This window comes from Neobacillus terrisolis, from assembly GCF_051233475.1.
Lineage (GTDB): Bacteria > Bacillota > Bacilli > Bacillales > Cytobacillaceae > Bacillus_BU.
Genome location: NZ_JBKFGH010000035.1, coordinates 26,869 through 52,106, shown reverse-complemented (window position 1 = coordinate 52,106; position 25,238 = coordinate 26,869). Strand labels below are relative to the sequence as shown.

General features: G+C 40.1%; 21 protein-coding genes. All 21 read right to left on the bottom strand.

Annotation, left to right across the window (positions count from 1 at the left end; all coding sequences use genetic code 11):
* Positions 1-100: 100 nt before the first annotated feature.
* Complete coding sequence (locus ACI48O_RS19180; protein WP_435563457.1) at positions 101-751, bottom strand: hypothetical protein; 651 nt, start codon at positions 749-751, stop codon at positions 101-103.
* Positions 752-1,701: 950 nt separating this feature from the next.
* Positions 1,702-2,244, bottom strand: a complete 543-nt coding sequence (locus ACI48O_RS19175) for an HD domain-containing protein (RefSeq protein WP_435563456.1) — start codon at positions 2,242-2,244, stop codon at positions 1,702-1,704.
* A 289-nt stretch (positions 2,245-2,533) separates the two neighbouring features.
* The gene (gene xylB / locus ACI48O_RS19170) at positions 2,534-4,033 is read right to left on the bottom strand and encodes a xylulokinase (RefSeq protein WP_435563455.1); all 1,500 of its coding nucleotides are present in this window, start codon (positions 4,031-4,033) and stop codon (positions 2,534-2,536) included.
* Between the two features lie 116 nt (positions 4,034-4,149).
* A complete protein-coding gene (locus ACI48O_RS19165; protein ID WP_435563454.1) occupies positions 4,150-5,280 on the bottom strand; it encodes a GntR family transcriptional regulator in 1,131 nt (376 codons plus the stop codon).
* A gap of 137 nt (positions 5,281-5,417) precedes the next feature.
* A complete protein-coding gene (gene araA, locus ACI48O_RS19160) occupies positions 5,418-6,902 on the bottom strand; it encodes an L-arabinose isomerase (RefSeq protein ID WP_435563453.1) in 1,485 nt (494 codons plus the stop codon).
* 31 nt (positions 6,903-6,933) lie between these two features.
* On the bottom strand, positions 6,934-8,604 hold the full coding sequence (locus ACI48O_RS19155) for a ribulokinase (protein WP_435563452.1): 1,671 nt from the start codon (positions 8,602-8,604) through the stop codon (positions 6,934-6,936).
* Between the two features lie 15 nt (positions 8,605-8,619).
* Entirely contained in the window at positions 8,620-9,309 is a 690-nt protein-coding gene (gene araD / locus ACI48O_RS19150) for an L-ribulose-5-phosphate 4-epimerase (protein ID WP_435563451.1), read from the bottom strand.
* A 258-nt stretch (positions 9,310-9,567) separates the two neighbouring features.
* A complete protein-coding gene (locus tag ACI48O_RS19145; RefSeq protein ID WP_435563450.1) occupies positions 9,568-10,107 on the bottom strand; it encodes a D-lyxose/D-mannose family sugar isomerase in 540 nt (179 codons plus the stop codon).
* 42 nt (positions 10,108-10,149) lie between these two features.
* Positions 10,150-11,022, bottom strand: coding sequence for a class II fructose-bisphosphate aldolase (locus ACI48O_RS19140; RefSeq protein ID WP_435563449.1), 873 nt, complete (start codon positions 11,020-11,022; stop codon positions 10,150-10,152).
* A gap of 10 nt (positions 11,023-11,032) precedes the next feature.
* A complete protein-coding gene (locus tag ACI48O_RS19135) occupies positions 11,033-12,049 on the bottom strand; it encodes a carbohydrate kinase family protein (protein WP_435563448.1) in 1,017 nt (338 codons plus the stop codon).
* A gap of 95 nt (positions 12,050-12,144) precedes the next feature.
* Positions 12,145-13,143, bottom strand: a complete 999-nt coding sequence (locus tag ACI48O_RS19130) for an ABC transporter permease (protein ID WP_435563447.1) — start codon at positions 13,141-13,143, stop codon at positions 12,145-12,147.
* Position 13,144: 1 nt separating this feature from the next.
* Complete coding sequence (locus ACI48O_RS19125; protein ID WP_435563446.1) at positions 13,145-14,635, bottom strand: sugar ABC transporter ATP-binding protein; 1,491 nt, start codon at positions 14,633-14,635, stop codon at positions 13,145-13,147.
* Between the two features lie 156 nt (positions 14,636-14,791).
* Complete coding sequence (locus tag ACI48O_RS19120; protein ID WP_435563445.1) at positions 14,792-15,757, bottom strand: sugar ABC transporter substrate-binding protein; 966 nt, start codon at positions 15,755-15,757, stop codon at positions 14,792-14,794.
* A gap of 619 nt (positions 15,758-16,376) precedes the next feature.
* Positions 16,377-16,682, bottom strand: a complete 306-nt coding sequence (locus ACI48O_RS19115) for a hypothetical protein (protein ID WP_435563444.1) — start codon at positions 16,680-16,682, stop codon at positions 16,377-16,379.
* Between the two features lie 241 nt (positions 16,683-16,923).
* Positions 16,924-18,099 (bottom strand): TraB/GumN family protein, encoded by a 1,176-nt coding sequence (locus ACI48O_RS19110; protein ID WP_435563443.1) that lies wholly within the window; start codon positions 18,097-18,099, stop codon positions 16,924-16,926.
* A 366-nt stretch (positions 18,100-18,465) separates the two neighbouring features.
* Complete coding sequence (locus ACI48O_RS19105; RefSeq protein ID WP_435563442.1) at positions 18,466-18,888, bottom strand: GlcG/HbpS family heme-binding protein; 423 nt, start codon at positions 18,886-18,888, stop codon at positions 18,466-18,468.
* A gap of 186 nt (positions 18,889-19,074) precedes the next feature.
* Positions 19,075-20,433 carry an aspartate aminotransferase family protein gene (locus ACI48O_RS19100; RefSeq protein ID WP_435563441.1) on the bottom strand — a complete coding sequence of 453 codons (1,359 nt, stop codon included), beginning with the start codon at positions 20,431-20,433 and terminating at the stop codon, positions 19,075-19,077.
* Between the two features lie 12 nt (positions 20,434-20,445).
* Positions 20,446-21,921 carry a CoA-acylating methylmalonate-semialdehyde dehydrogenase gene (locus tag ACI48O_RS19095; RefSeq protein ID WP_435563440.1) on the bottom strand — a complete coding sequence of 492 codons (1,476 nt, stop codon included), beginning with the start codon at positions 21,919-21,921 and terminating at the stop codon, positions 20,446-20,448.
* Between the two features lie 58 nt (positions 21,922-21,979).
* Positions 21,980-22,198: a hypothetical protein gene (locus ACI48O_RS19090; RefSeq protein WP_435563439.1), complete on the bottom strand. Its 219-nt coding sequence runs from the start codon at positions 22,196-22,198 to the stop codon at positions 21,980-21,982.
* Between the two features lie 23 nt (positions 22,199-22,221).
* Entirely contained in the window at positions 22,222-23,694 is a 1,473-nt protein-coding gene (locus ACI48O_RS19085; RefSeq protein ID WP_435563438.1) for an NCS1 family transporter, read from the bottom strand.
* Between the two features lie 64 nt (positions 23,695-23,758).
* On the bottom strand, positions 23,759-25,177 hold the full coding sequence (gene hydA, locus ACI48O_RS19080) for a dihydropyrimidinase (protein ID WP_435563437.1): 1,419 nt from the start codon (positions 25,175-25,177) through the stop codon (positions 23,759-23,761).
* Positions 25,178-25,238 lie beyond the last annotated feature (61 nt).

Sequence of the window (25,238 nt, the reverse complement as noted above, 5' to 3'; positions counted from 1 at the left end):
CTTACCTTTTATTTATCTTTTCTTTGAATTTTTTCGGTTGTGTTATTTACATAACATAATTATTGTCTATTAATAAATGACCTAAAAAAACTCAAAGATTTTATCCTTGAGTTTTTCTTGAATCATTCACTTCGCTTCTAATTTTTTGTATCCCTTCGATCCCCTGCTGCTCAAGTAAGCTAATAATCTTCTCCAAGTACACCTGGTCCTCTACCACAACGAATTTGGGTTGAACGAATGATTTTTTTACATTTATCGTTAATTTATACGCATTATTCACCCGCGAATCCAGTCCATATAAATCATGCCAACGAACTATTTTTTCAGCTTCATAACTTTTAATTTTGTTAAATGAGAAGTATCTACCATTCAGTATGACTCCATTTGGTAAAATATAAAAATTGCCGGGATGATGAACCGCACTTATAATGGCACAAAATAAATAAATGACCTCTAAAAATGCAGATTCTAACCATTCGGTGGCGAAAACCATCCATAATACTACCGAAAACAAGATGATTACCGCTACCGTTCCCCATTTGACCGTCTGGTACGATCTAGTGCTTTTGGTAAGTGGCCGCATTTCCTTCCACTCAATAGGAATTAGAACCCTAGCAAACTCTTCTTTTTGTCTAGGGAAAATGGCATCTTTCGCAATTTCAGTAGCCTTCTTTAGATTTAATCGATATGAGAGCAAGTAGATTATTCCCAAAATAAATAGGACAATAAATATGATGTTTAATAGGTTCATTTGCTTCTCCTCTCCAGATGTGATGGGGTAAAGGTTTCCTTTAAATCACTTCGGTTTTCGAATCTTCAGAGGCACATTCACACTCTGATCGTTCCCGTTTCTGCTTTTTTCGGGTCTTCGCGGGCACATTCAACCTCTGATCGTTCCCGTTTCCGCTTTTTTCGGGTCTTCGCGGGCACATTCATTGTCTGATCGTTCCCATTTCCGCCTTTTTCGAGGCTTCATGGGCACATTCAACCTCTGATCGTTCCCATTTCCGCCTTTTTCGGGTCTTCGCGGGCACATTCAACCTCTGATCGTTCCCGTTTCTTCGCTTTTCGGGTCTTCGCGGGCACATTCAACCTCTGATCGTTCCCTCTTCTGCCTTTTTCGGGTCTTCGCGGGCACATTCAGCCTCTGATCGTTCCCGTTTCTGCCTTTTTTGCGTCCTCACGGGCACATTCAACCTCTGATCGTTCCCTCTTCTGCCTTTTTCGGGTCTTCGCGGGCACATTCAGCCTCTGATCGTTCCCGTTTCTGCCTTTTTTGCGTCCTCACGGGCACATTCAACCTCTGATCGTTCCCTCTTCTGCCTTTTTCGGGTCTTCGCGGGCACATTCAACCTCTGATCGTTCCCGTTTCCGCTTTTTTCGAGTCTTCGCGGGCACATTCAACCTCTGATCGTTCCCTCTTCTGCCTTTTTTGGGTCTTCGCGGGCACATTCAACCTCTGATCGTTCCCTCTTCTGCCTTTTTTGGGGCTTCACGGGCACATTCACACTCTGATCGTTCCCGTTTCCGCTTTTTTTAGGTCTTCACGGGCACATTCAACCTCTGATCGTTCCCGTTTTTGCCTTTTTTGCGTCTTCGCGGGCACATTCACACTCTGATCATTACCGTTTCCGCTCATTAGAAATCCTCAAGGGCACAATCACTACTAAATTTTGAAAATTACCCCCTTCTCTCAATGTTTTAATGAAAATTAAATAATCGCTCCACCTCTTTTTGAAGATCTTCAAGTAAATGAAAGGTTGATGTGGCTCCTAAACTTTCCACCACATTCCTGTAGTACCATTCCTGCTGTTGTTTACCTGCATTAAATCTTTCCCAAACTTGTTCTCCATAAAGTTCATAATCATCAATGATCGAACGAATATTATGTAATTTATCTGCACAAACAACGACTCGAATTTCCTCAGGAGCTGTTCTTAAAAACTGGATTGTATGCTCCTTGCGCTCCTTCCAAAGAAGCGATTTATCGGGTTCTGAACAACCTGACACAATTTCTGCAATTTTTGGACCGAATTCTTGTTCAATCATTTCAATCGTAACAGCTGTATCCTCAACGGTGTCATGCAAGATACCTGCAGCGACCAGTTCGGCTTCATAACCGGCTCTTAATAACAACATCCCTACTGCAACCGGGTGTGCAATATAAGGAATATCAGTTTGTTTTCGATATTGGCCTTCATGTGCTCTACTTGCAATTTGTAAAGCTTTTTCAATCAACTCCAACTTTTTATCCTCCTTTTTTTAAAAAATTCCATTTATTTTCCATTATAACCCATCTTGGATCATGATAGTTTGTTTTCTTTAGATAAATCGGAAAAACAGAGAGAACTAAAGGATATGTTAGTACCCTGAATTGTAGATAAACCGGAAAATGAGTGCACTAAAGGCACTAAAGGATATGTTTGCGGACACCCTCGATTGAGATAAAAATAATTCCCATAATGCTTCCTAAGACAAAAACAAACAGCCATCAAATTTGACGGCCGTTTTCTTATTACTACTTCACTTCTTCTTACTTTCTAAACCTATTAAGCTGACTATTTAGCTCTTTTGTTTGCGAATATACCATTTTATATAGTTGGAATAATTCTTTATATTTTTGAACATTCTCTTCAATAGGTTCATAGGTTTTAACTACTTGCGTAAATACATCTGAGCATTCATTTAAGGAACTGTACCAGCCGCAGCCGTATGCTGCAAGCATTGCTGCTCCAATACCAGGTCCTTGTTCGCTTGAAAGCTTTTGAATTTTTGCATTAAAAATATCGGCCTGTATTTGCAGCCAGGCTTCATTTTTGGCTCCTCCACCAATTGAAATGATCGTATCAATCATCTTTCCGCTTTCTCTAAAAATCTCAATAGACTCATTCAGGGAAAAGGTAATGCCTTCAATCACCGCTCTTGCAAAATCAATCCGCTTATGTGAAGCGTCCATCCCAATAAAACTTCCACGAATTAACGCATCAGCATGAGGGGTTCTTTCTCCTACTATGTAGGGTGTAAACAATAATCCATTTGCTCCGATCGGAATGTCTGCTAAGCCCTGAAGCATTTCAGAAAAGTTTTCTTTTTCGGCGAACGTATCCTTAAACCAGCTTAAGCTGTAACCGGCTGCTAACGTAACCCCCATCGTATAAAAAGCGTCCTCTTTTCCGTGATTAAAATAATGAACCTTTCCTTTAAAATCGCGAGAATTGCTTTCTTCGTACGATAAAACAACACCTGAGGTTCCAATACTGCATAATGTCTTCCCCTCAGCTAAAATGCCAGAACCAATAGCTCCACAAGCATTATCAGCTCCACCTGCGAAAACCTTTGTCGCTTCAGGTAGTCCAGTCGCTTTGGAAATTTCCGCTGTAATCGTACCCACAAAACCATGCGATTCAAGCAACGGAGGGCAAAGATGGATATCAACACCAACTGCTTGACAGACCTCAGTGCTCCACTCCTTCTCAGCGACATTTAATAGTAACGTTCCGGCAGCATCAGAATAATCACTATGTATTTGTCCGGTTAGTCGATAACGAAGATAGTCTTTCGGTAATAAAAACATTTTAGCTTGTTCGTATATGCTTGGTTCATTTTCCTTTACCCATAAAATTTTCGGCAGTGTGAAACCCTCTAAGGCAGGATTTTTTGTAATCGATAAAAGCCGTTCTTCCCCGACCAGTTCATAAATGTCCTGACATTGTTTCGTCGTTCTTGTATCATTCCAAAGAATGGCATTTCGCAGTACTTTATCATGGTTATCTAATAAAACTAAACCATGCATTTGACCTGAAAAACTTATTCCCTCGATTTCTGATGGGGAACCGGTAAAATGCGAAGTTAATTCTTGTAATGCTTCTACGGTTTTTTCCACCCATTCCTCTGGATTTTGCTCAGTATACCCGGACTTTTCTTGTATGAGAGGGTAGGATTTTGAAACTTCACCGCAAACCTGACCTTGTTGATTCATTAATAATACCTTTACAGCACTTGTACCTAAATCGACTCCGATCACATATTTCACGTTCATCACCCTATTCTTGTTATTTCTATCATCGTGAAAATGTGCTGGAAATGTTATCATTCCAGCACATGATTACTTTTTCCTAAAACAAGTTTTTTCGGGTATTGACTTGCAACTTATTCAGGTGAAAGGCAACTTGTCGAATTTCTGATAATGAGTTTGGTTTCAAAAACGTACGATTCGATTGAACTGCCTTGCTTTGACCCTTTGCCTTTTGCGATCATTTCGAGAATCATTTTGGCAGCCATTTTACCTAGTTCACTTTTTGGATGTTCAATGGTTGTTAGCTTGACTTCAGAGACCTCCGCAAGAAAGGAATTGTCAAAGCCTACAATAGAAATATCTTCTGGTACATTTAATTCCTTTTTCCTGATGACATCAAGTAATCTCATGACCAATTCATCATTGTAACAAACGAGACCTGATGGCTTCTCTTGACTGGATTCCAACATTGACTTCAAACATTCAGCTGGTTTTACAGTTTTCTCTGAAGTCGTATACGTAATAATATTCTTGGGGTTAATTGGAATTCCATACTCCCGTAATGCCTTTATAAAGCCTTTCATCCTCTTTACACCTTGAAGATCATCGGTCTTAAAGAAACCGGCAATATTTCGGTGTCCTAATTTGATTAAATGTTCAGTTTGTAAATATCCTCCATTTTCATCATCTACGACTACACTCACGGGTTCTAGCTCATCATAATAAGCATTGATCATAATGTAAGGAATTCCTAATGATTCTAAATTCAGATAGTAGTTTAAATTAGGATTGGATGTTGCACTTTTAGTTGCCTCAATAATGACACCATCAAATCGTTGAGTGATAATGGTTTCTAGAATACGTTTTTCGTTTTCATGATCATTATTTGTACTAAATAAACTAACATGATATCCTTTTTTACTAATTTCTGATTCTGCTCCGCGAATGATGGAAGGAAAGATATAATCTGAAATATATGTAGTAATTATCGCAATCTTTTTTGGACTCGAAGGAGGTGCTTCCTGTTGATTTAAAGCACGATCCGTACAAAAAGTACCCGCTCCCTGCTCCGTATATAGCCATCCTTCACTAACCAGCTCACCAATAGCAACTCGAACCGTATGCCGGCTGACATCGAACTGTTTCATTAATTCACTTTCAGAAGCAATTTTTTGATTAGGAGCATATGTTCCATCTAATATTTTTGACCTAATCCAACCTTTAACCTTATTATATTTTGTTTCAGCCACAGACCGACACCTCATTATTCTTTTAGGCTGGGATAAAATATAAGCCAACAAGCTGCATGATTAAACCGTTCAAATCTATCATTACAGCTGAATGCTCAGCTTAAAATCCTCTATATACTGCCTTCATAAGCAGACTATCTTGTTTGTTCACATTATTTCCATATAAACTCATTTATTTGAAGTTCACGTTTAAAACGGTAAAGATCCGTTTGTTGATCAATCATCACACACTCGATTTTCATCATTTCAGCAAAGTCAAACAATTGATCCTTCGTTACAGATAATGAGAAAACAGTATGATGAGATCCCCCTGCATAGATCCATGCTTCAGCGGCTTCTGTCAACGAAGGAAGCGGCTTCCAAAGCACCTTTGCTACTGGGAGGTTCGGTGTTTCGACAGCTGGTTGAACTGCAATTACTTCATTCAACACCAGTCGAAAACGTCCACCCATGTCAACAAGGGAAGCTACAATTCCCGTTCCTTTTTTACCATCAAAAACAAGCCGTGCAGGATCTGCCTTGCCGCCAATACTTAAAGGTCGTACAATCAGCTTAGGTTTTACGGCTGAAATCGTTGGGCATATTTCCAGCATATGAGAGCCTAGAACCATTTCATTTTCAGGATCCATATGATAAGTATAATCTTCCATAAAAGAGGTTTCTTTATTATTTGTTAGGACTTTTAAAAGCCGTGTCATGGCAGCTGTTTTCCAGTCCCCTTCCCCGGCAAAGCCGTATCCCTCCGCCATCAACCGTTGGACAGCTAGGCCTGGAAGTTGTTTCATTCCATGCAAATCTTCAAAGTTGGTCGTAAAAGCAGTATATTTTCCCTCATTCAAAAATGCCTTTAAGCCTAATTCAATCCGTGCTTGTTCCTTTATTGATTCTTGATGAGGACCAGGTACTAAGCTTTCTGGCTCCATGTCGTAAAGCTCTTTGTATTCCTCAAAAAGTCTATCTACCTCGTCCTCAGTAATTTCTTTCATTTTTACAACTAGATCCCCGATACCGTAATAATCTACAATCCAGCCGAATTTTACTTGTGCTTCAAGCTTATCCCCGTCTGTGCTAGCAACATTTCTCATATTATCTCCGAAACGTGCCACTCGGATATTTTGACTTTCGATAACGGCCACCGCAGTCCTCATCCAGTCGCCGATTTTTCTCTTCATATCGTCATGTTCCCAATATCCAACAATCACTTTTCTTGGAATCTTTAAGCGCGTAACAGTATATCCAAATTCCCGATCACCATGTGCAGATTGATTGAGGTTCATAAAATCCATATCAATCGAATCCCAAGGGATATCTCGATTAAATTGCGTATGCAAATGAAGTAATGGTTTCTGTAGTTTAGTCAAGCCAGCCTTCCACATTTTACCCGGTGAAAAGGTGTGCATCCAAGTAATGATTCCAGCACAATTCTCATCTGAATTTGCTTTAAGAATGAGATTGTTAACTTCTTCTGTTTTTGTTAAAACACCCATAAATTTAATCTTATGTGGAAGATTTTCGGCACGGTTTAAAACATCAACAATCGTTTGTGAGTTTTTGCTCACTTCGAATAAGACATTTTCACCGTACAAGTGCTGACTGCCTGTAACAAACCAAAATTGATATGGCCCTACTTGTAACATATGAACCTCCTAGATGAATCGAAAATAGTAGTTATTCGGAGGAAGATGTCCGGAGTACCATCAGTCTTTTCATGACATCATTTTCCCCACGACCAAAATAATCATGTAATCTCTTATATTCTGCATATATTTTATCATAGATTACAACATTTTCAGCTATTGGTTGAATAACTTCCTCTTTTACGCGGGCCATTTTTTCAGCTGCTTCTAAAATCGTGTCATAGCCACCTGCTTCTTTTCCTGCAGCTACTGCAGCAAACATGGCCGCACCTAATGCCATAGTTTGTTTGGAAGCTGCTATTTTAATCGGCAGGTTGGTCACATCTGAATAAATTTGCATTAACAATCGATTCTTCTGCGGGAGGCCACCACATGCATAAAGTTCATTTACGTGGATACCATTTTCATTAAAAGCGTCGACGATAGTTCTTGTTCCGTAAGCAGTCGCTTCTAGTAAAGCCCGATAAATCTCTTCTGGTTTTGTTTGTAGCGTCATTCCAAGCATGAGTCCTGTAAGTTGCGTGTCAACTAATATGGAACGGTTTCCATTCCACCAATCCAATGCCAGTAAACCACTTTCACCCGGTTTATATTCAGAAGCTTTTTGTTCTAAATACTGGTGGATATTTAAGCCTTGCTCAGTTGCTGCCGTTTTGACGTATGCAGGTATCCCTTCTTCGACATACCACTCAAAGATATCCCCTACGGCAGACTGTCCAGCTTCATAACCGTATAACCCAGGTATAATCCCGTCCTCAACAACCCCGCACATGCCTTCAACTTGTTTTTCCTCTGTGCCAAGCAGCATATGGCATATGGAAGTCCCCATTGCCATAACTAATTTCCCAGGCTCAACTACGCCTACTGCAGGTACAGCGCCATGGGCATCAACATTCCCTACTGCAACCGCAATACCTTGCGTAAGACCCGTTAAACGAGCCATTTCTTCTGTCAATTTACCCGCTTTAGTTCCAAGAGCAACCACATCACCACGGAGCTTTGTTTCAGTTAAATGTTCAAGGCGTGGGTCTAAAGCTTTAAAAAATTCCTTACTAGGATATCCTTCCTGCTTATGCCAAATTGCTTTATAACCGGCTGTACAGCTATTTCGAATCAGATTGCCGGATAGTTGTGAAATAACCCAATCCGTTGCTTCAACAAACTTGTCTGTTGCCTCATAAATTTCTGGTGCTTCATTGAGGATTTGCCAAACCTTAGCGATCATCCATTCTGAGGAAATTTTCCCGCCATACCGCGGAAGAAACTTCTCTCCTCTTTTTTCTGCGATTTCATTAATTTTATTCGCCTCAGGTTGTGCAGCATGATGTTTCCAAAGTTTAACCCAGCTGTGCGGATTATCCTTATACTCATCTAATAAACAAAGGGGTTGCTTAAATTCATTCACTGGCAGCATCGTACATGCTGTAAAGTCAATTCCAATTCCGATTACTAGGCTTGGGTCGATACCAGATTCCTTTAATACTGCTGGTACTGAATTTTTGATAACCTCAATATAATCATAAGGGTGTTGAAGGGCCCACTCATGCCCGAGAACAATCCCGGACTCTGGCAGCACCTCATCAATCACTCCATGCCGGTATGGAGTGACATGATCGGCTATTTCCTTTCCATCAGCAAGCGAAACTAACACTGCTCGCCCTGACTGTGTTCCATAATCGATCCCAATTGTATATTTGGTCATGGCAATATCACCTCTTTATTTTTGGCCATAATAAGCATTAACACCGTGTTTTCTATAAAAATGTTTCTCTAATAAAATTGAATTCATGGAAGGTAAACCTGGATTTAATTGAAAGGCGTGGTAAGCCATCTTAGCACATTCCTCTAAAACGACCGCATTATGAACTGCTTCTAAAGGATTCTTTCCCCAGTTAAATGGTGCATGGTTATGTACCAACACACTTGGCACTTCATTAGGGTTTATGCCTTTGAATGTTTCGATAATCACATTACCTGTTTCAAGCTCATATTGACCTTCAATCTCTTCCTCAGTCATCTCTCTTGTACAAGGAATGGTCCCATTGAAATAGTCTGCATGTGTTGTTCCCAAGGCAGGAATCGATTTTCCCGCCTGGGCCCAGGCTGTTGCCCAAGGGGAATGAGTATGAACAATCCCACCAATGTCAGGAAAATGCTTGTATAAAACTAGATGAGTTTCCGTATCTGAAGACGGTTTATAATGGCCTTCCACAATATGGCCATCTAAATCAAGAACAACTAAATCCTCCACTTTCATTTCGTCATAGGAAACACCACTCGGCTTAATGACGATAAGCCCTTCTTCTCTGTTGATACCGCTTACATTTCCCCAAGTAAACGTAACTAAGCCGTATTTCGGGAGAGATAAATTAGCTTCTAGTACTTGTTCCTTTAACTTTTCTAACACTATAAATCAACACCTTTCCAATATGAAATTAGTTTAGAAATTCCTTATTACCTCTTTCATTCTCTTATCCTATTATTTGGATAAGACTAACTTGTACTTAGTTGTTGTAATAAACACCACAAAGTTGTACGCATATTTATAAACCTATTTCTATTTTAATATAAATTGTACGTACATTCAATAACTGCAAAAAAAAGGGAGGACAACCCTCCCAACCTCCTAAAGATAGCAAAATCTATTAAGGGCATTTTGAACGTATTAATTGATTTCTGGTATTCTTTTGATTCTTAGGTCGGTAAAAATATCCTCTTCATCTGTACTTCTTGTTGAAAATTCAGAGACTACCGCCCCTTCACTTCCTGCTTTAAACCAGTGAAGTGTATTTGGATAAATGGTATATTGCTCACCAGGGTGCAAAACGATTTCTTTGTATGCAGTGTAATAATTTTCATCACCAACTGGAGGCTGCATCGTACGATTTTCTGTTTCTTCCCCTTCAACATAAAGATAAACCGTACCATATCTACACCGAAATGTTTCTTCTTTTCCGTCATCAAATGCACGTTTCGGATGTCTGTGTTCCGGACATGTTTGGAATGGCAGTAAGGCCAGCTCCTTTGCACAAACTTGTTCTGTATTGACATAAGTGATCAATTGCAATCCTGTATCCTCAACCTTATTCAAGCCAAAATCGGCAACCTCTACTTGTTCTTTCTCTTCATCCGTCAGAATAATATTTGCTTTATCAAACAGCTCTAATGCTTTTTCTTTCATTCTTTCATAATCTTTGCGATCCATACTGCTCATCTCCAGTCCAATCTTATTTGTAAAATATGCAGATTATTTTTTTGTATTTAAAAAGATTTCCATTGCTCGTTTCACATCTTCTTTAATAGCTTCTTTTGCTGCAGTTGTAAGGTCATGGTAGAAGAGATTTTCATGGGCATTAATATATTCTTTAACAGCTTGCGCACCCGCTTTAGCCGCATAACTATAATAATTTATTTTTCTTACACCGTTATTGATTGCTTTAAGGTAATCATCGGTACTGAGCCCTGATCCGCCATGCATCACGACAGGTCTTTGAATATTATCTGAAATCGCTTGAAGGCGGTCAAAATCAAGCTTAGGTTCACTCATGTAAATTCCATGAACCGTTCCAAAGGAAGCTGCTAACGCATCCGTTTCTGTTTTCTCAACAAAGTCTTTCGCAATCAGTGGATCGGTATAATAATCTGAAGCTTCACCAGAGGCCGCTAGCTCTGCACCTTGCGTTTCTTCTCCACCAATCCCGGAGGAAGTCATGACGCCAAGCTCTGCTTCAACTGATACATTATGTTGATGGGCATATTCTACAACTTCCTTAACAGTCCGAATATTATCCTCATAACTCATATGGGAAGCGTCGATCATGACAGAGCTAAAGCCTAAATCTATGGCTGTTTTGACAATCTCTATATTGGTACCATGATCTAAATGGACTGCAACAGGAACACTAGCTCTTTTCGCAAAATCTACGAGAATCGGCCCCATAATTTCAATCGGAACAAGTTCATTATGTACCTCGGCATGGGATAAGATAATTGGCACTTGCAATTCCTCTGCCGCTTCCGTTACAGCCCGAACCGCCTCTAAAGTAGGACAATTAAAAGCACCCACTGCATAATTTCCTTCTTCTGCTTTAGCTAGAATTTCGTTTAAAGTAACTAACATAATATCCTCCTTATAATCGTAATTCGTCCCGCTTAGGAAACTCTTCATACATAGCAATTAATTGCTGATAACCTTTAATTCCCGAAGTGCTATCCTCTTCAAACAATGATGAGGCAGCTGCCGCTGTCCCTAACTTCATAGAACTAGGAAGATCTAAACCTATTAAAGCACCGTATAAAACTCCAGATACATAGGCATCCCCAGCACCAACCGTACCTTTAATCATGTGTTTATCTAATAATAAGGAAGGGATACTATGCACATTCATACCATCAAAACCGAAGCTTCCTTCCGGGGTATGAAGTACCACCCAGTCTTTTACACCAAAATCCTTTAACTTAAACAGAACCTTCTTAATATCCTGAGTAACTAATTTTCCATCAACATCTCTCAAGTTAATACCGACACTCTTACCCGCTTCAAGCTCATTGATGACGCAATAGTTTGTATATTTTAAACTTGGAGGAACAAGCCGTTCGTACCTGTTGCTATTCTCACTAACTATATCTATCGAAGTTTTTATCCCGAGTTCTTGTGCTTGCTTTAACACCTTGGCCATCTTTGTACCGTATTCGCTATCTTCTTGGTCCAAAGATTCCAACAATAAAATATAGGCAATATGAAGGATCTTTGAATTTAATGTTTCAAGATCAATTGTCTTTTCATCAAATAAACTTGAATTTCCTCTGTAGTAGAAAAAGGTTCTCGTATGATCCGAAGAATCCGCAATTACATCAGTAAACGGTGTATTTCCAATCTCTTTTACTCGACTCAGATCCATATTTTTATATTGAGATAATTTATCCTTCAAAAATAGACCTTTTTCATCATCACCAATAAGCGTTACTACCTCGATAGGTAGACCTGGATCAATTTTTGACAAAGCAACCGAACAATTGGAGACGGCTCCACCTATCGATCTACCGATACTTTGAATCGTGGTAAGTTCAGATTTATTTGGATATTTTTCAATTCTTTTTATTTCATCCAATGCGATTGTACCCGCAATTGCAATTCCCTCTCTCAAACTATCACCTACTCGCATTAATAGTCTTAACATGCAACAGAATAATTGAGTATCGATTTGGGTAAAAAGAATACCTAAACAATAATTTGTTTAGGTTAAGCTTTTCTCTTTTTAATAACATCGGCATAAACAGCCACTAAAATAACGATACCCTTTACAATGTATTGCCAGAATGAGCTAACTCCCATTAAATTCAAGCCATTGCTCAGTACACCGATAATTAATGCGCCGATTACCGTACCACCAATTCGCCCCGATCCTCCGGTCATACTAGTACCACCTAAGACAACAGCTGCGATGGCATCAAGCTCTGCTCCATTTCCTGCAGTTGGCTGACCTGAGAACATCCGTGATGCTAAAACGATACCAGCAACTGATGCCATTAATCCGCTAAATGTATAAGCAAAGAATTTTACTTTTTTAATATTGATCCCTGAAAATTTAGCCGCATCAGCATTTCCGCCAACCGCATACATATAACGACCCAGCTTTGTTTTATTCATGATTAAATAGCATAGAAGTAGAATAATAATTAAATAGACGACCGGCATAGGAACAACTCCACCAACATAACCAGAACCGATAAAGTTAAAGGAATCCGACATAACCCGAACCGGTTTCCCGTCTGTCAAAACATATGCGGCTCCACGTGCGATATTCATCGTGGCCAGCGTAACAATAAATGGAGGGATAACCGTTGTGGCGACTACATAACCATTCACTGATCCAATCAAAATACCTACCAAAACACCTGCGATTACTGCAAGGTAAACGGGTACACCAGATTGAGCAATAAGAGCAGTCGTGACAACCCCGACAACCGCCATAATCGAGCCTACTGAAAGGTCAATTCCACCCAAAATGATGATCATCGTCATCGCTAACGCTAAATAAAGGTTAGTAGAAGTTTGTCTTAATACGTTCATTAAGTTGTTTGATGATAAAAAGTTAGGGTTTACGATGGAAATGACAATACATAATACTAAAAACCCTAAAATAATCCCTAAATTATGACGGATAAAATCTTTTAGCCCCACTCCAACATTTAGAACAAAATTGGTGTTCTTCTTTTCTGATACAGTCAATTGAGACATGTTAATTACCTCCAGTAGCGTAATGCATAATCGTTTCCTGACTAAAGCGACCTCTATCTAAAATGGTCTGAATTTTCCCCTTACACATAACGGCAACTCGGTCGCTCATATTGATAACTTCCGGCAACTCTGAGCTGATCATGATGATCGAAACCCCTTCTTTAACCAATCGGTTCATAATTGAATAGATTTCTGCTTTTGCCCCAACATCGACACCCCTGGTTGGTTCATCAAGGATTAACACTCGTGGCTTTGTCGCTAACCATCTAGAAATTAAAACCTTTTGCTGATTGCCGCCGCTCAAATTTCCGACTTCTTGATCAGCGCTAGGGGTTTTAATCGATAAATCCTTTATATAATTATTAGCTGCATTATTTTCATATTTAGAATCAACACTGAAGAATTTCATAAATTTATCCAAAATCTTAATAGTTGTATTGTATCGAACAGACTGGATTAGGAATAAGCCTTCTTCTTTTCGATTCTCCGTTACGTAGGCAATCCCATTTTTTATGGCATCATTTGGATTTTTAATCGCTTTCTTTTCTCCATTCACCAAGATTTCACCTTGTTCAAATGGATCCAGTCCAAAGATACACTTCATTAGTTCAGATCTGCCTGCACCAACTAATCCAGCAAAACCAAGGATTTCACCTTTCTTAAGTTCGAAGCTGGCGTTTTCTAATACCCCTTTTCTGGATAAATTATTCACCTTCAACACAGTTTCCCCAGTAGTTGAAAAGTCTCTAACATAATAATTGGTTAATTCTCGACCAACCATCATGGCAATTAATTTTTCATGTGTAGTCTCTTTTGTGACTACAGTCCCAATACAGGCACCATCACGCATGACCGTGATACGATCGGTAATTTCAAATAACTCATTCATTCTGTGAGAAATATAAACCATTCCAACGCCTTGCGCCTTTAAGTTTCGAATTGTTTTAAATAAGAAATCAACTTCTTTTTCTGTTAAGGAAGAAGTTGGTTCGTCCATGACAATAATTTTCGAATTGAACGATACCGCTTTAATAATTTCAATCATTTGCTGCTGGGCCACATTAAGTTTATTGACTATTGTACGAGCAGACACCCCAAGATCAAATTCATCCAAAAACTTTTGAGCATTCTCATACATCGTTTTTTTATCAATAAAACCTGTTTTCTTGACTGGTTCACGCCCTAAATATATATTTTCCGCGATGGATAAATAAGGTACTAAACAGATTTCTTGATGAATAATGCTAATTCCATACTTTTGGGCATCTTTTACATCGTTGATCTGCACCTCTTGTCCATTGATAAAGATCTTTCCTTCATCTATGCTGTAAATACCACTAAGTATTTTCATGAGCGTTGATTTACCTGCTCCGTTTTCTCCAAGAAGCGCGTGAACTTCTCCACTTTCCAGTTCGAAATCAACACCCTTTAAAGCATAAACCCCAGGAAACCGTTTATTTACGCCACTCATTTCCAACAGTTTGCCGCTCATATTCTCCACCTCGTTAAATAGAAAGGGTGACTCATAAGTGTTTGGCACCAATTCTTATACATAAATAGCAGATTTACCTACTAAAATATGTAGTTTGAAGGCTGAAACCTATGTTTTGAGTCACCCACTATAATCTAGACCATTATTGGTTAAATCTTACTGCCAGCCATCTAGGCCATATTTTTCTACATTGTCTTTGTTAATTAAGAAAGTTTCAACTGGAGTTCTCTTTTCGAACTTTTCTTTGTTTAACACTTTGTATGCAACTTCAACTGATTGAACACCGATTTGAATTGGTGATTGTGCACCTGTTCCAACAAATGGGCCACCTTCAGCGATTGCAGCTTTTGCATCTGGAGATCCGTCAACACCGTAGATGATAATATCAGTTTTGTTTGCAGCTTTAACAGCAGCTAAAGCACCTAAAGCAGTTGGGTCATTTCCGCCCATGATAGCGATTACATCATTGTGCGCTTGAAGAATATCTTCAGTAAGGTCAAGAGCTGTTTCTAAATCACCTTTTGCATCTTGTTGTGCTACTACTTCAAAACCTTTACCCTTAATAGCTTCCTCGAAACCTGCAATTCGATCGTTTACAGAGTTCATAGTTGGGCTATCAAGAATAACGATTTTCCCGCCATTAGGGAATCTTTTTACTAAGTCTTCACCACAAACGCGGCCCGCATTTTTGTTATCAGAACCAACATAAGCAGTTACATAATCGAAATCTTTTACTTCTGTATCATAGTTAATAATAGGAATATTAGCTTCTTTTAACATTTGTAAAGCAGGACGAATACCTTCCCAGTCAACTGGGTTTAAGTAGATTGCATCGATACCTTGAGCAATCATATCTTCAATTTGGTTAATTTGAAGCGCAACATCCATTGCAGGGTTTGTTGTAATCAGTTTATCGCCTTTTGCCTCTACTTCTTTACGAATAGACTCTTCAAGAATTTGGAAGAAAGGATTATTCTGGGTCATAGAGGTATAACCAAAGACGATTTGATCATCTTTCTTTTTCTCGCCACCTGAGTCAGTTGCTGCCTTTTCTTCTTTGTTACATGCAGCTAATCCTAAAGCTAGGATTGCAACTAACATTAAAGAAATAAATTTTTTCAATGTACTGCCCCCTCTTTTTATATTGTAAAAATTTTTATATTAAAATCACGGAATGTGATTTAATATACTTCACGCAACCCCACAGAATAAAGCGTTTTCATTTTCAAATAAAATATGTATTGATATAATAATAAAAACATAGTTTTCACTATCCACATAGTTCCAACTTGTTCTTCATCGTTATATTCACATTATATATATGTACGTATAAGTTTTCAAGAGGTTTATGAAAAATAACAACAAATTATTTTTTTTAACGAACACGTATGTATATTTGTTAGGTGATTAATAGTAAAAACCTCGTTAAAACACCTTTTTAATAAGGAAAGTTGTAAATTAATACTTTTAAACAAAATTGTGCGTATATCCATTTCTTGAACCAACCTTATTTATTAAAAGAATCACACATTAATCCCTCACTCAATAAGTAAATACCGCGGACCTTTACAATATTTTTGTGATGTAATAACTTTGTTATTTCTATTAAATTCGAGTTTTTTGGACAAAATCCCTTTACATTTTTTTGAAATAATAATAGATTTTGAGGAATTGTCGATTTTTTTTAAAAAAGACGTGTTGCTCCATCGTCATTTTTGGAGTTCAACACGTCTTTCTGGTATCATCGATTTTCTTCAATCCAGGCTATTAGCTCTGCAATAGCGTCATCAAAATATTCTGCTGTTGTACCGTCTTCTGGAATATCTTCCATGTACTTTTCAAATTCATCCAGCCGTTGACAGAATTCCTCCATCTTGGGATCTGAATTTTTTCTTTTGGATTGGTATTGTCTCGCTTCCTCCATTAATCCACTAAATCTTTCGTCCTCACCAATCTCTTCGATGCCACTCCAAACCTCATGCAAAGCTGTTTCTAATTGTTGAACGGAACGATGAAGCTTTTGTAACTTTTTTAAAGTTTTGTCCATATTTCCCTCCTAATAAATGGTAAATTCTTGATAAAATAAATTTTTTACAGATATATTGTTGTTTTTTCTTGATATATTTAATTTTTTACAGATATACCTCGTTTTTTTCTTGATATATTGTTTTTTTTACAGATAAAGCAGTTAATTTATATCTCACTCTAACCAAAACAGCACAAAAAAACAACAGCTCCCCCCTACCGATTGGTGAAAAGGCTGTTGTCTTTGTCCATAACTTATACTTTTATTTAAAATTCTCTAAAAATAAGCGAACAATATTAGCTCCACCAATGAAAGTCCCTAAGGAGCTTCCTATATTCGCGAACATCACGACAAGGAGAACTCGGGTTACCTTGTTGCGCCAAAATCCTTTAACGGAGAAAACGTCCTCAGACAAGTTTTCAAAATCTCTCACACTTGGTCGGCGGAAATAAGCTTGAACAAAACCAGCAAACCAGCCTGCTGCGGTAATCGGGTCTAATGCAGTGATGGGTGCAGCAACAAATGCAGTCAGAATCGCGAGCGGGTGCCCAAATGCAAGTGCTACTCCAAGTGCAGAGAATGACGCATGAAACAGAATCCAACTCATCGTCTGATGCAATCCCGCTGTAGGGTTCGCATAAAAAGTATAAGCAATCATCGCAATAATCAAGATTGGAATGATCCAGCCCATTAATTTCGGTGCATTTGATTTTGCTGGAAGCTCATTTAAGCGGGCGAGATCATGGTCTTTCTTTATTTCTTCTTTTATGCCTGGTACATGAGCTGCCCCTAAGACAGCAACTACCTTTTCCCCTGGTGCATCTTTAATTTTCTGAGCTAAATATTGATCCCGTTCATCAATTAACGGTTTCTTTAATCTTGGGAAAGCTTCGGTGAACTCATTAAGAACAGCATTAATCGTATCCTGGTTCTTCATTTTTTCCAGTTCCTCTTCGGAAATGGCTTCCTTACTGAATACGCTCGCAATGACTTGAGCAAGCAGGAGCATTTTTCCCTTAAAGCCCACACCACGCCAAATCCGAGAAAAGGTTATATGAATATTTCGGTCTGCAAGGACAAGCTTGGCGCCAACTTCTTCGGCTGATTTAATCCCTTGGATCATTTCTTGTCCAGCATTAATCCCAAATTGATTTGCAATCCGTTTTTGAAAGGAAGATAGGGCAAGATTCATTAACAGCAATGGAGCTTTCTTTTCTTTAATTACCTTAAAGATATCGGTATCTTTCCATTTGTTACCATCTACAATCGATTGATATCGTTGTTCATCTAGTTCGACACAAACTGAGTCTGGTCTTTCCGCTTCAATCACTTCTTTAACCAAATCCGCACTGTGTCGCGAAACATGGGCTGTTCCAACAAGGATATATTCCTTGCCATCTAGATGTATTCTTGTAATGTTTTCGTTTTCTACAGACATATACTACCTTCCTTTTATGGCTTTCTCAAAGTCATTTCTACAATTATATAACAAAAATGGGCTGAAATCATAAAAAAAGAGCTTGTTTTTATTTATAGTCCTTTCCTAGATGTAATAATCCAAATAGATTAAGTTCATTGTTCTGATTATATAATAGATTTGAAAAGGGACAGAAATGTAATCGAAACATAATTATGTAGATTTTAGTAATCTTTTGGGAAATATGGTGGTATCTTAGTTTGAGGGGTTTTCGAGAGTCCTTCAAAACGCTTTTTTCATTAAGACACAGGATTCCAACCTTCAATAACCTAACCCGTACCAGGCCTCATCCTTTTAAGGAACGAGCCTGGTACTTGTCCAATAGGATTAGTTCATAACCGCGATCTCTTCAAAAGCCTTAACCGCTGCTTCTGCTACCTGAATATCATTCGGGACCGTACTGCCGCTGACGCCAACTGCGCCAATCACTTTACCATCTTGAACAAGGGGAATTCCTCCGCCAAATACGACGATTCTGCCATTGTTAGTTGTATTCAAACCATACAGGTCTGAGTTTGGAATCGTTGCACTGGCTAATGCTGATGTTGGCATTTTTAAAGCAACAGATGTCCAAGCTTTATTTTGAGCGATGTCAATGCTGGCGATCCACGCATCGTCCATTCGATGAACAGCGATTAAATTGCCGCCTTCATCAACAATACTAATAACCATGGATAGGCCAAGGCTTTTCGCTTTTTGTTCAGAAGCTTCGATTAATTTCTTTGCTAGGTTTAAAGATAATGTTTTCATTTGAATCCTCCTAAAATAAGTGAAGTTCGGGTTACAATACTAGTATTGTCAACCGCCTATTCAGAATATTAAAAAAACGAACTCTCTACTATTAACCTGTAATATTATCTGACAAGGTTTTTACAAATTGACACAGTAATAAACAAAAAAACAGTCAGACAAAATCCTGCCTGACTAGAAAATTCGCTAATCTTTTTTACCGATGACTTTTTTAATTGTTTTGATTATGAATTCTAAATCCTCGTCGGTTGAGGATAATGGCGGTGCTAGTGTTAAAATATTATTGTAACCGGCAACTGTCGCCCCGTTTCGGCCCACAATGAGTCCATGTGACTTGCATTCAGAAATCATCTGCTCGACTTTGGAGTTAGCGAGCGGTATTTTTGTTTGTTTGTCCTCCACCAATTCTATTCCTAAAATAAATCCAAAACTGCGAATATCGCCTATGTGCGGATGGGTATTTAGTTCATTCAGTTCCTGACTTAGGCGGTCGCCTAATATACGTGAACGTTCAATCAGGTTTTCTTTTTCATAGATTTCAAGATTCTTTAATGCGACTGCACAGGCAGCAGGATTGCCGCCAAATGTATTGACATGCCGAAAATAGCCGTACTCGTCCGTACTCTTAAATGCTTCATAAATGTCCCTTCGAACCGCTGTAGCTGATAGTGGCAGGTAACCACTTGTTAAGCCTTTCGCCATTGTGACAATGTCTGGTTTTACCTTGAAGTGCATATGGCCGAATTTTTTCCCGGTCCGGCCGAACCCACAAATCACCTCATCGATAATCAAGAGGACCCTGTATTTTTCGCAGATTTCCTGTACCTTTTCCATGTAAATCGGTTCGGGTATGAGCACACCGCCTCCTGTTATCACTGGTTCCATAATAATAGCGCCAATAGACTCCAACCCCTCCCAAATAATGGTTTTTTCAATTTCCAAAGCACATTGCAAGTTAAACTCTTCAGCAGTTTGCCCGGCCGGACGACGATAACTATCCGGGGGACTGACATGAATAAAGCCAGGAGCAAGCGGTTCGTATTGATATTTTCTGACTGCCTGCCCTGTTGCTGATAAAGCCCCCATCGAGTTACCGTGATAAGCTCTGTATCGGGAAATACACTTATACCGGCTTGGTTCACCCATAAGCTGATGATATTGACGGGCAATTTTAAAGGCTGTTTCGTTTGCCTCGGAGCCGCTGTTAGAGTAAAAAATAACATAATCTCCCTCAAGCCAGTCATTTAGTTTTTCGGCTAATTCAATTGCGGGAAGATGACTTTGCGATAACGGAAAATAGGGCATCATTCTTATTTGTTCATAGGCAGCGAGTGCTAGCTCTTCCCTTCCATAGCCTACATTGACGCACCACAGACCTGACATAGCGTCTAAATATCTTTTACCATTGATGTCAGTTACCCATGAACCGGAGCCTTCCACCGCCACAGTGGGGATTGACTGTTCTTTATAGGGTGTCATATGATGCCATAAATACTGCTGATCCTTTTCTATCATTCTATCTGCTTTATTTTTAATCATCGACATAGGTTCAGCTCCTTATGTTCTCAATTCATACCGACCGGTTAGCATTTTCTTTCGAGTATAAAATTCAACTCCATCCGTTCCATTCGCATGCAGATCTCCATAAAACGAATGCTTGTAGCCAGAGAATGGGAAAAAGGCCATCGGGGCAGGGACGCCAATATTAACCCCAAGCATGCCGGCATCAATTGTTTCCCGAAACTGCCGCACAGCAGCGGCACTATCTGTGTACAAGCAGGCGCCGTTTGCAAAGCGTGAAGAATTGGCCACTTCGATTGCTTCAGACAAATCCTTCACACGAACAATGGAGAGAACTGGCGCAAAGATTTCGTCCTTCCAGATGTTCATTTCTGGTGTAACGTTATCAAAAATCGTTGGTCCGAGGAAAAATCCTTTGCTGGTTGCCGCTTCATCTTTCCTGCCATCACGGACTAGCTTTGCTCCTTGGGAGATACCAGATTCGATATATCCGATCGTCCGTGCCTTGTGTTCTTCGCGAATGACAGGTCCAAGGGATACCGCTTCATCCAAACCGTCGCCAATGATTAGGCTATCGGCTAATTTCATCAAACGTTTGATTAATTTGTCAGCAATTGTCTCCTCCACCGCGACGACTGCTGCCGCCATACAGCGCTCTCCTGCAGATCCAAAGGCAGCATTGGTGATTTCACGCGCTGTGAGATCGATATCTGCATCCTTTAACACAATAGAATGGTTTTTTGCACCAGAAAGTGCTTGAACTCGCTTGAGATGGGCGGTTCCCTTTTTATACATATACTCTGCAACAGGTTGTGAACCGACAAAGGAGATGGCACTAACATCCTTATGTTCTAATAATGCATTGACAACGTCATGAGTACCATTCACAATATTTAAAACTCCTTTTGGCAGGCCCGCCTCTTCGAAAAGTTCAACAAGCCGCGCTGCCATGAGCGGTGTTCGTTCAGATGGCTTTAAGACAAAGGTGTTTCCACAGGCAATCGCAAGTGGAAACATCCAGCATGGCACCATCATTGGAAAATTGAATGGGGTAATCCCACCGATAACACCTATCGGGTAACGGTACATGCCCGACTCCAGGTTGGTTGCAATATCAGGGAGTTGCCGCCCCATCATAAGAGCCGGAACGCCTGCCGCGAATTCAACACATTCTATCCCGCGCTGCACCTCGCCCATAGCTTCTGTCACGCTTTTCCCGTTCTCTAATGTGATGAGCCTGGCGAGCTCCTCCCCATTGTCAACAAGTAGCTGCTGATATTTAAAGAGAATTCGAGCTCGTTTCGGAACTGGAGTTTGTGCCCATGTTTTGAATGCTGCTTGAGCAGTTTGAACCGCCCGGTCGACATCTTCTCTAGTAGAAAGATGAATTTCAGCAATCGTTTCACCTGTTGCTGGGTTAAGTACGAGTTCTTTCTGATTGGAGCCTGGTTGGACCCATTCCCCGCCGATATAGTTTTTTATATGCTTGATTTTGTCTAGAAAAATCGTCATTTTAAAGCTCCTTTAAACAATAATTGATGGAGATTGAGGTTTATCTAACTTCTTCCTATCAATGATTCTGTTGCTCCAGCAGCTTCACCGAAAAATACTTCCTTCCCCCAGGAGAGATGATATGCAATGTTTCCATTAATTCGTTATCTGACCCGCTTTTCAAAAACTCCACCTGCGAACCGTTCAAATCCTCGTTCACACTGAAAATTTTGTAGCCCTTTTGAATAAGTGAGTCGATTTGCTCTCGTTCTATCAAAAACTGTTTGTATTCGGACATGCCGCTCTCCTTTCCGGATCACCTTAAATTTGTTCATTCACTGTCTCCGGGATGACGCCTAACTCCTCGTCAACGGCAATATCCCAGTCTCGGCCAACCGTTATCCCTAAATATTTTTCATCACTCGGGTCCTCAAGCTCAGCTTGTTTGTATTTTGCAAACCACCAATATTTCGCTAACAAGTAATAAAGAAATGCCCCCGCCACAAACCCAACGAGCGAAGAATAGGCAGGTAATAAATTAGCAATAATTCCACCGACGATCCAGGAGATCAACCCAGCAAGATTGAATCCCTTCATGTATTTGAACTGGCCATTCATTTCATACAAATCATACACGTTGACGCGGCGCTTTCGAATCATATAGTAATCTGCAAAAAGAATCCCAACGATAGAAGATAAAATCCCGCCTATTACAAGGAGAGCGGTGCTTAACACATCAAACAAATTCCACGGTTGTGCCAAAATCCCTATAATGCCAGCAACCAGTACCCCGACCCAGAACGGAACTTTTGGACCACCGACATTGGAGAAAATCGTAGCCGCAGGGATAACATTGGCAGACGTGTTGGTTGACCATTGAGCCAATACAATCATCAATAACAAAATACCCAATACGAAACCGGAGGCTGCCTCCTGTAGTGCGAAAACCGGGTCATAATTGTTTAAAGCAATGTAAGAAACTGCCCCAATCACAACCATCAAAGTATTAAAAATCGGCATGATAATGAGACTTCCTGCAAGCTGGGTTTTATTGCGTTTAAACCAGTTTCGTTCGTTTGCAGGTGCTTTAAAATAACGTGATAAGGAAGGCATATCCGCTGCTAGCGTACCCCAAAAGCCCATATTGCTCATCACGACCACCATAAATGCTGTAAACGCTGCCCCGCCGGTAACGGGGGTTTCAACCCAATTCCAAATGTCCTTCCCATTCTCTGCTGCTTGATCGGCGAGGGTTACATACATCCAGCAAGAAATTAAGATGATGACCGGTGCCGCTAAATCGGCAAAGCGTTCAATCGACTTGATGCCAAGCGAGGTATTGAACAGCTGAACCGCCGCAAAAATTAAAAAGCAAATAAACCAATTATCATAGCCAAACAGAAGGGTTAAAATCCCGTTCATTGCCGTTGAACCAAAATAAGTATTAATCCCAAACCAACTAGCCGCTGTTACACCGCGGACAATCGATGGAATATGGGTGCCTATCGTTCCAAACGGGGCCCTCATATAAACAGGAAAGGAAAGACCGTGTTCAACTCCGATATCTCCAATAATCACCATGAAAATCCCAATCGCCACTGAACCGATTAGTGTAGCGAGGATCACCATTGGCAGTGACAGGCTTTGAACGCCTCCCCCGCCCATCGCGAACGCCGCCAAAACAATCGCCATGCCGATCCAAATAACTGAAAAACCAAATGGGCCAATATTCCGGTTCTGATGAGAAATGGGCAGCAAATCTTGGGATTTCAAATAATTTCCATCTTTATTCATGATAATACCCCCTGTTTTGACATGTTTTTGCAAGGACGATTTGTGGCACCAATAACAATCGCATCTAAAGCTTGATTGTTTTCATTTCGTTATTTACTTGGCTGTTTCCATACTTAGCCCGTTTCAAATACATTCCGGCGCCAGCTTTTCCAACGAACTTCTTATTTCGAATCACAAATTCCCCGCGTGATAGAACGGATACCGGCTCACCCGTCACTTTCATTCCTTCAAACGGATTGTAATCCACCGCCATATGGTGTGCTTTTCCAGAAATAATTCGTTCAACGGTTGGATTAAAAATAACGATATCCGCATCAGCACCAACGGCAATTGTGCCTTTTTTCGGATATAGCCCAAACAGTTTGGCCGCTCTTGTAGAAGTCAGGTCAACAAATTGATTAAGGCTGATTCGATCCTTTACAACTCCTTCAGAAAACAGGATGCTGACGCGATCTTCGATGATCGGTCCCCCGTTTGGTATTTTTGAAAAATCGCCCTTGCCTAGATCTTTTTGCCCGTTAAAATCAAACGAGCATTGGTCCGAGCCAATGGTTTGCAGCTCACCGCTCTTCAAGGCATTCCATAGCACCTCTTGATTCCACTTCTCGCGAAGAGGCGGAGACCACACATACTTGGCTCCCTCGAAATTTGGCTTTTCAAGATATGATTGGTCCAGCACCAAATATTGGGGACAGGTTTCGCCCCAAATGTCAATTCCTTTTCGTCTCGCATTCGCAATTTTTTCTGCCGCCTCGGCACAGGAGACATGAACAACGTAAAGCTGTGAGCCAGCAAGCTCTGTTAAAATCGCCGCTCTTCCGGTTGCCTCGCCCTCAGCTTGGGGCGGTCTCGTCAACGCATGAAAAATTGGCTCAGTGTTGCCTTCCTGCAGTGCTTTTTTCACTAAAAAATCAATGACATCTCCGTTTTCGGCATGAACCATGACAAGTGCACCGAGCTCCTTTGCTGTCACCAAGGTTCTAAACAAGGTTTCATCATCTGCCTGAAACTGATGTTTATAGGCCATGAACACCTTCAACGAAGTAATCCCCTCTTGTTCCATCACAACAGGAAGCTCCATTAACACATTCTCATTCATTTCAACAATTTGCAGGTGGAAGCTGTAGTCAATCACCGCTTTAGCCTGTGCTTTCGCATGCCATGTATCGATTGCGCTTTGTAATGTTTCACCTTTCTTTGTCAAACAAAAATCTATGATTGTGGTCGTTCCCCCAAAGGCTGCTGCTATCGTCCCTGTTTCAAAATCATCCTTTGTTACCGTCCCCCCAAAAGGCATATCCAAATGGGTATGGGGGTCGATTCCACCAGGAAACACATAACAGCCCTTCGCATCAATGATCTCGGCACCTAGGTAAGATAACTGACTTCCAATCTGGCTAATCGTTCCATTTTCAATACAAATATCCGCTTTAAAGGTATCGACTGCTGTTACAATCGTTCCGTTTTTTATGATTTTTTTCATTTTCAACCTCCTCATTTTTCAATATTCAAACTATTGAACTCGTAGAAAATCCTAATTGCTT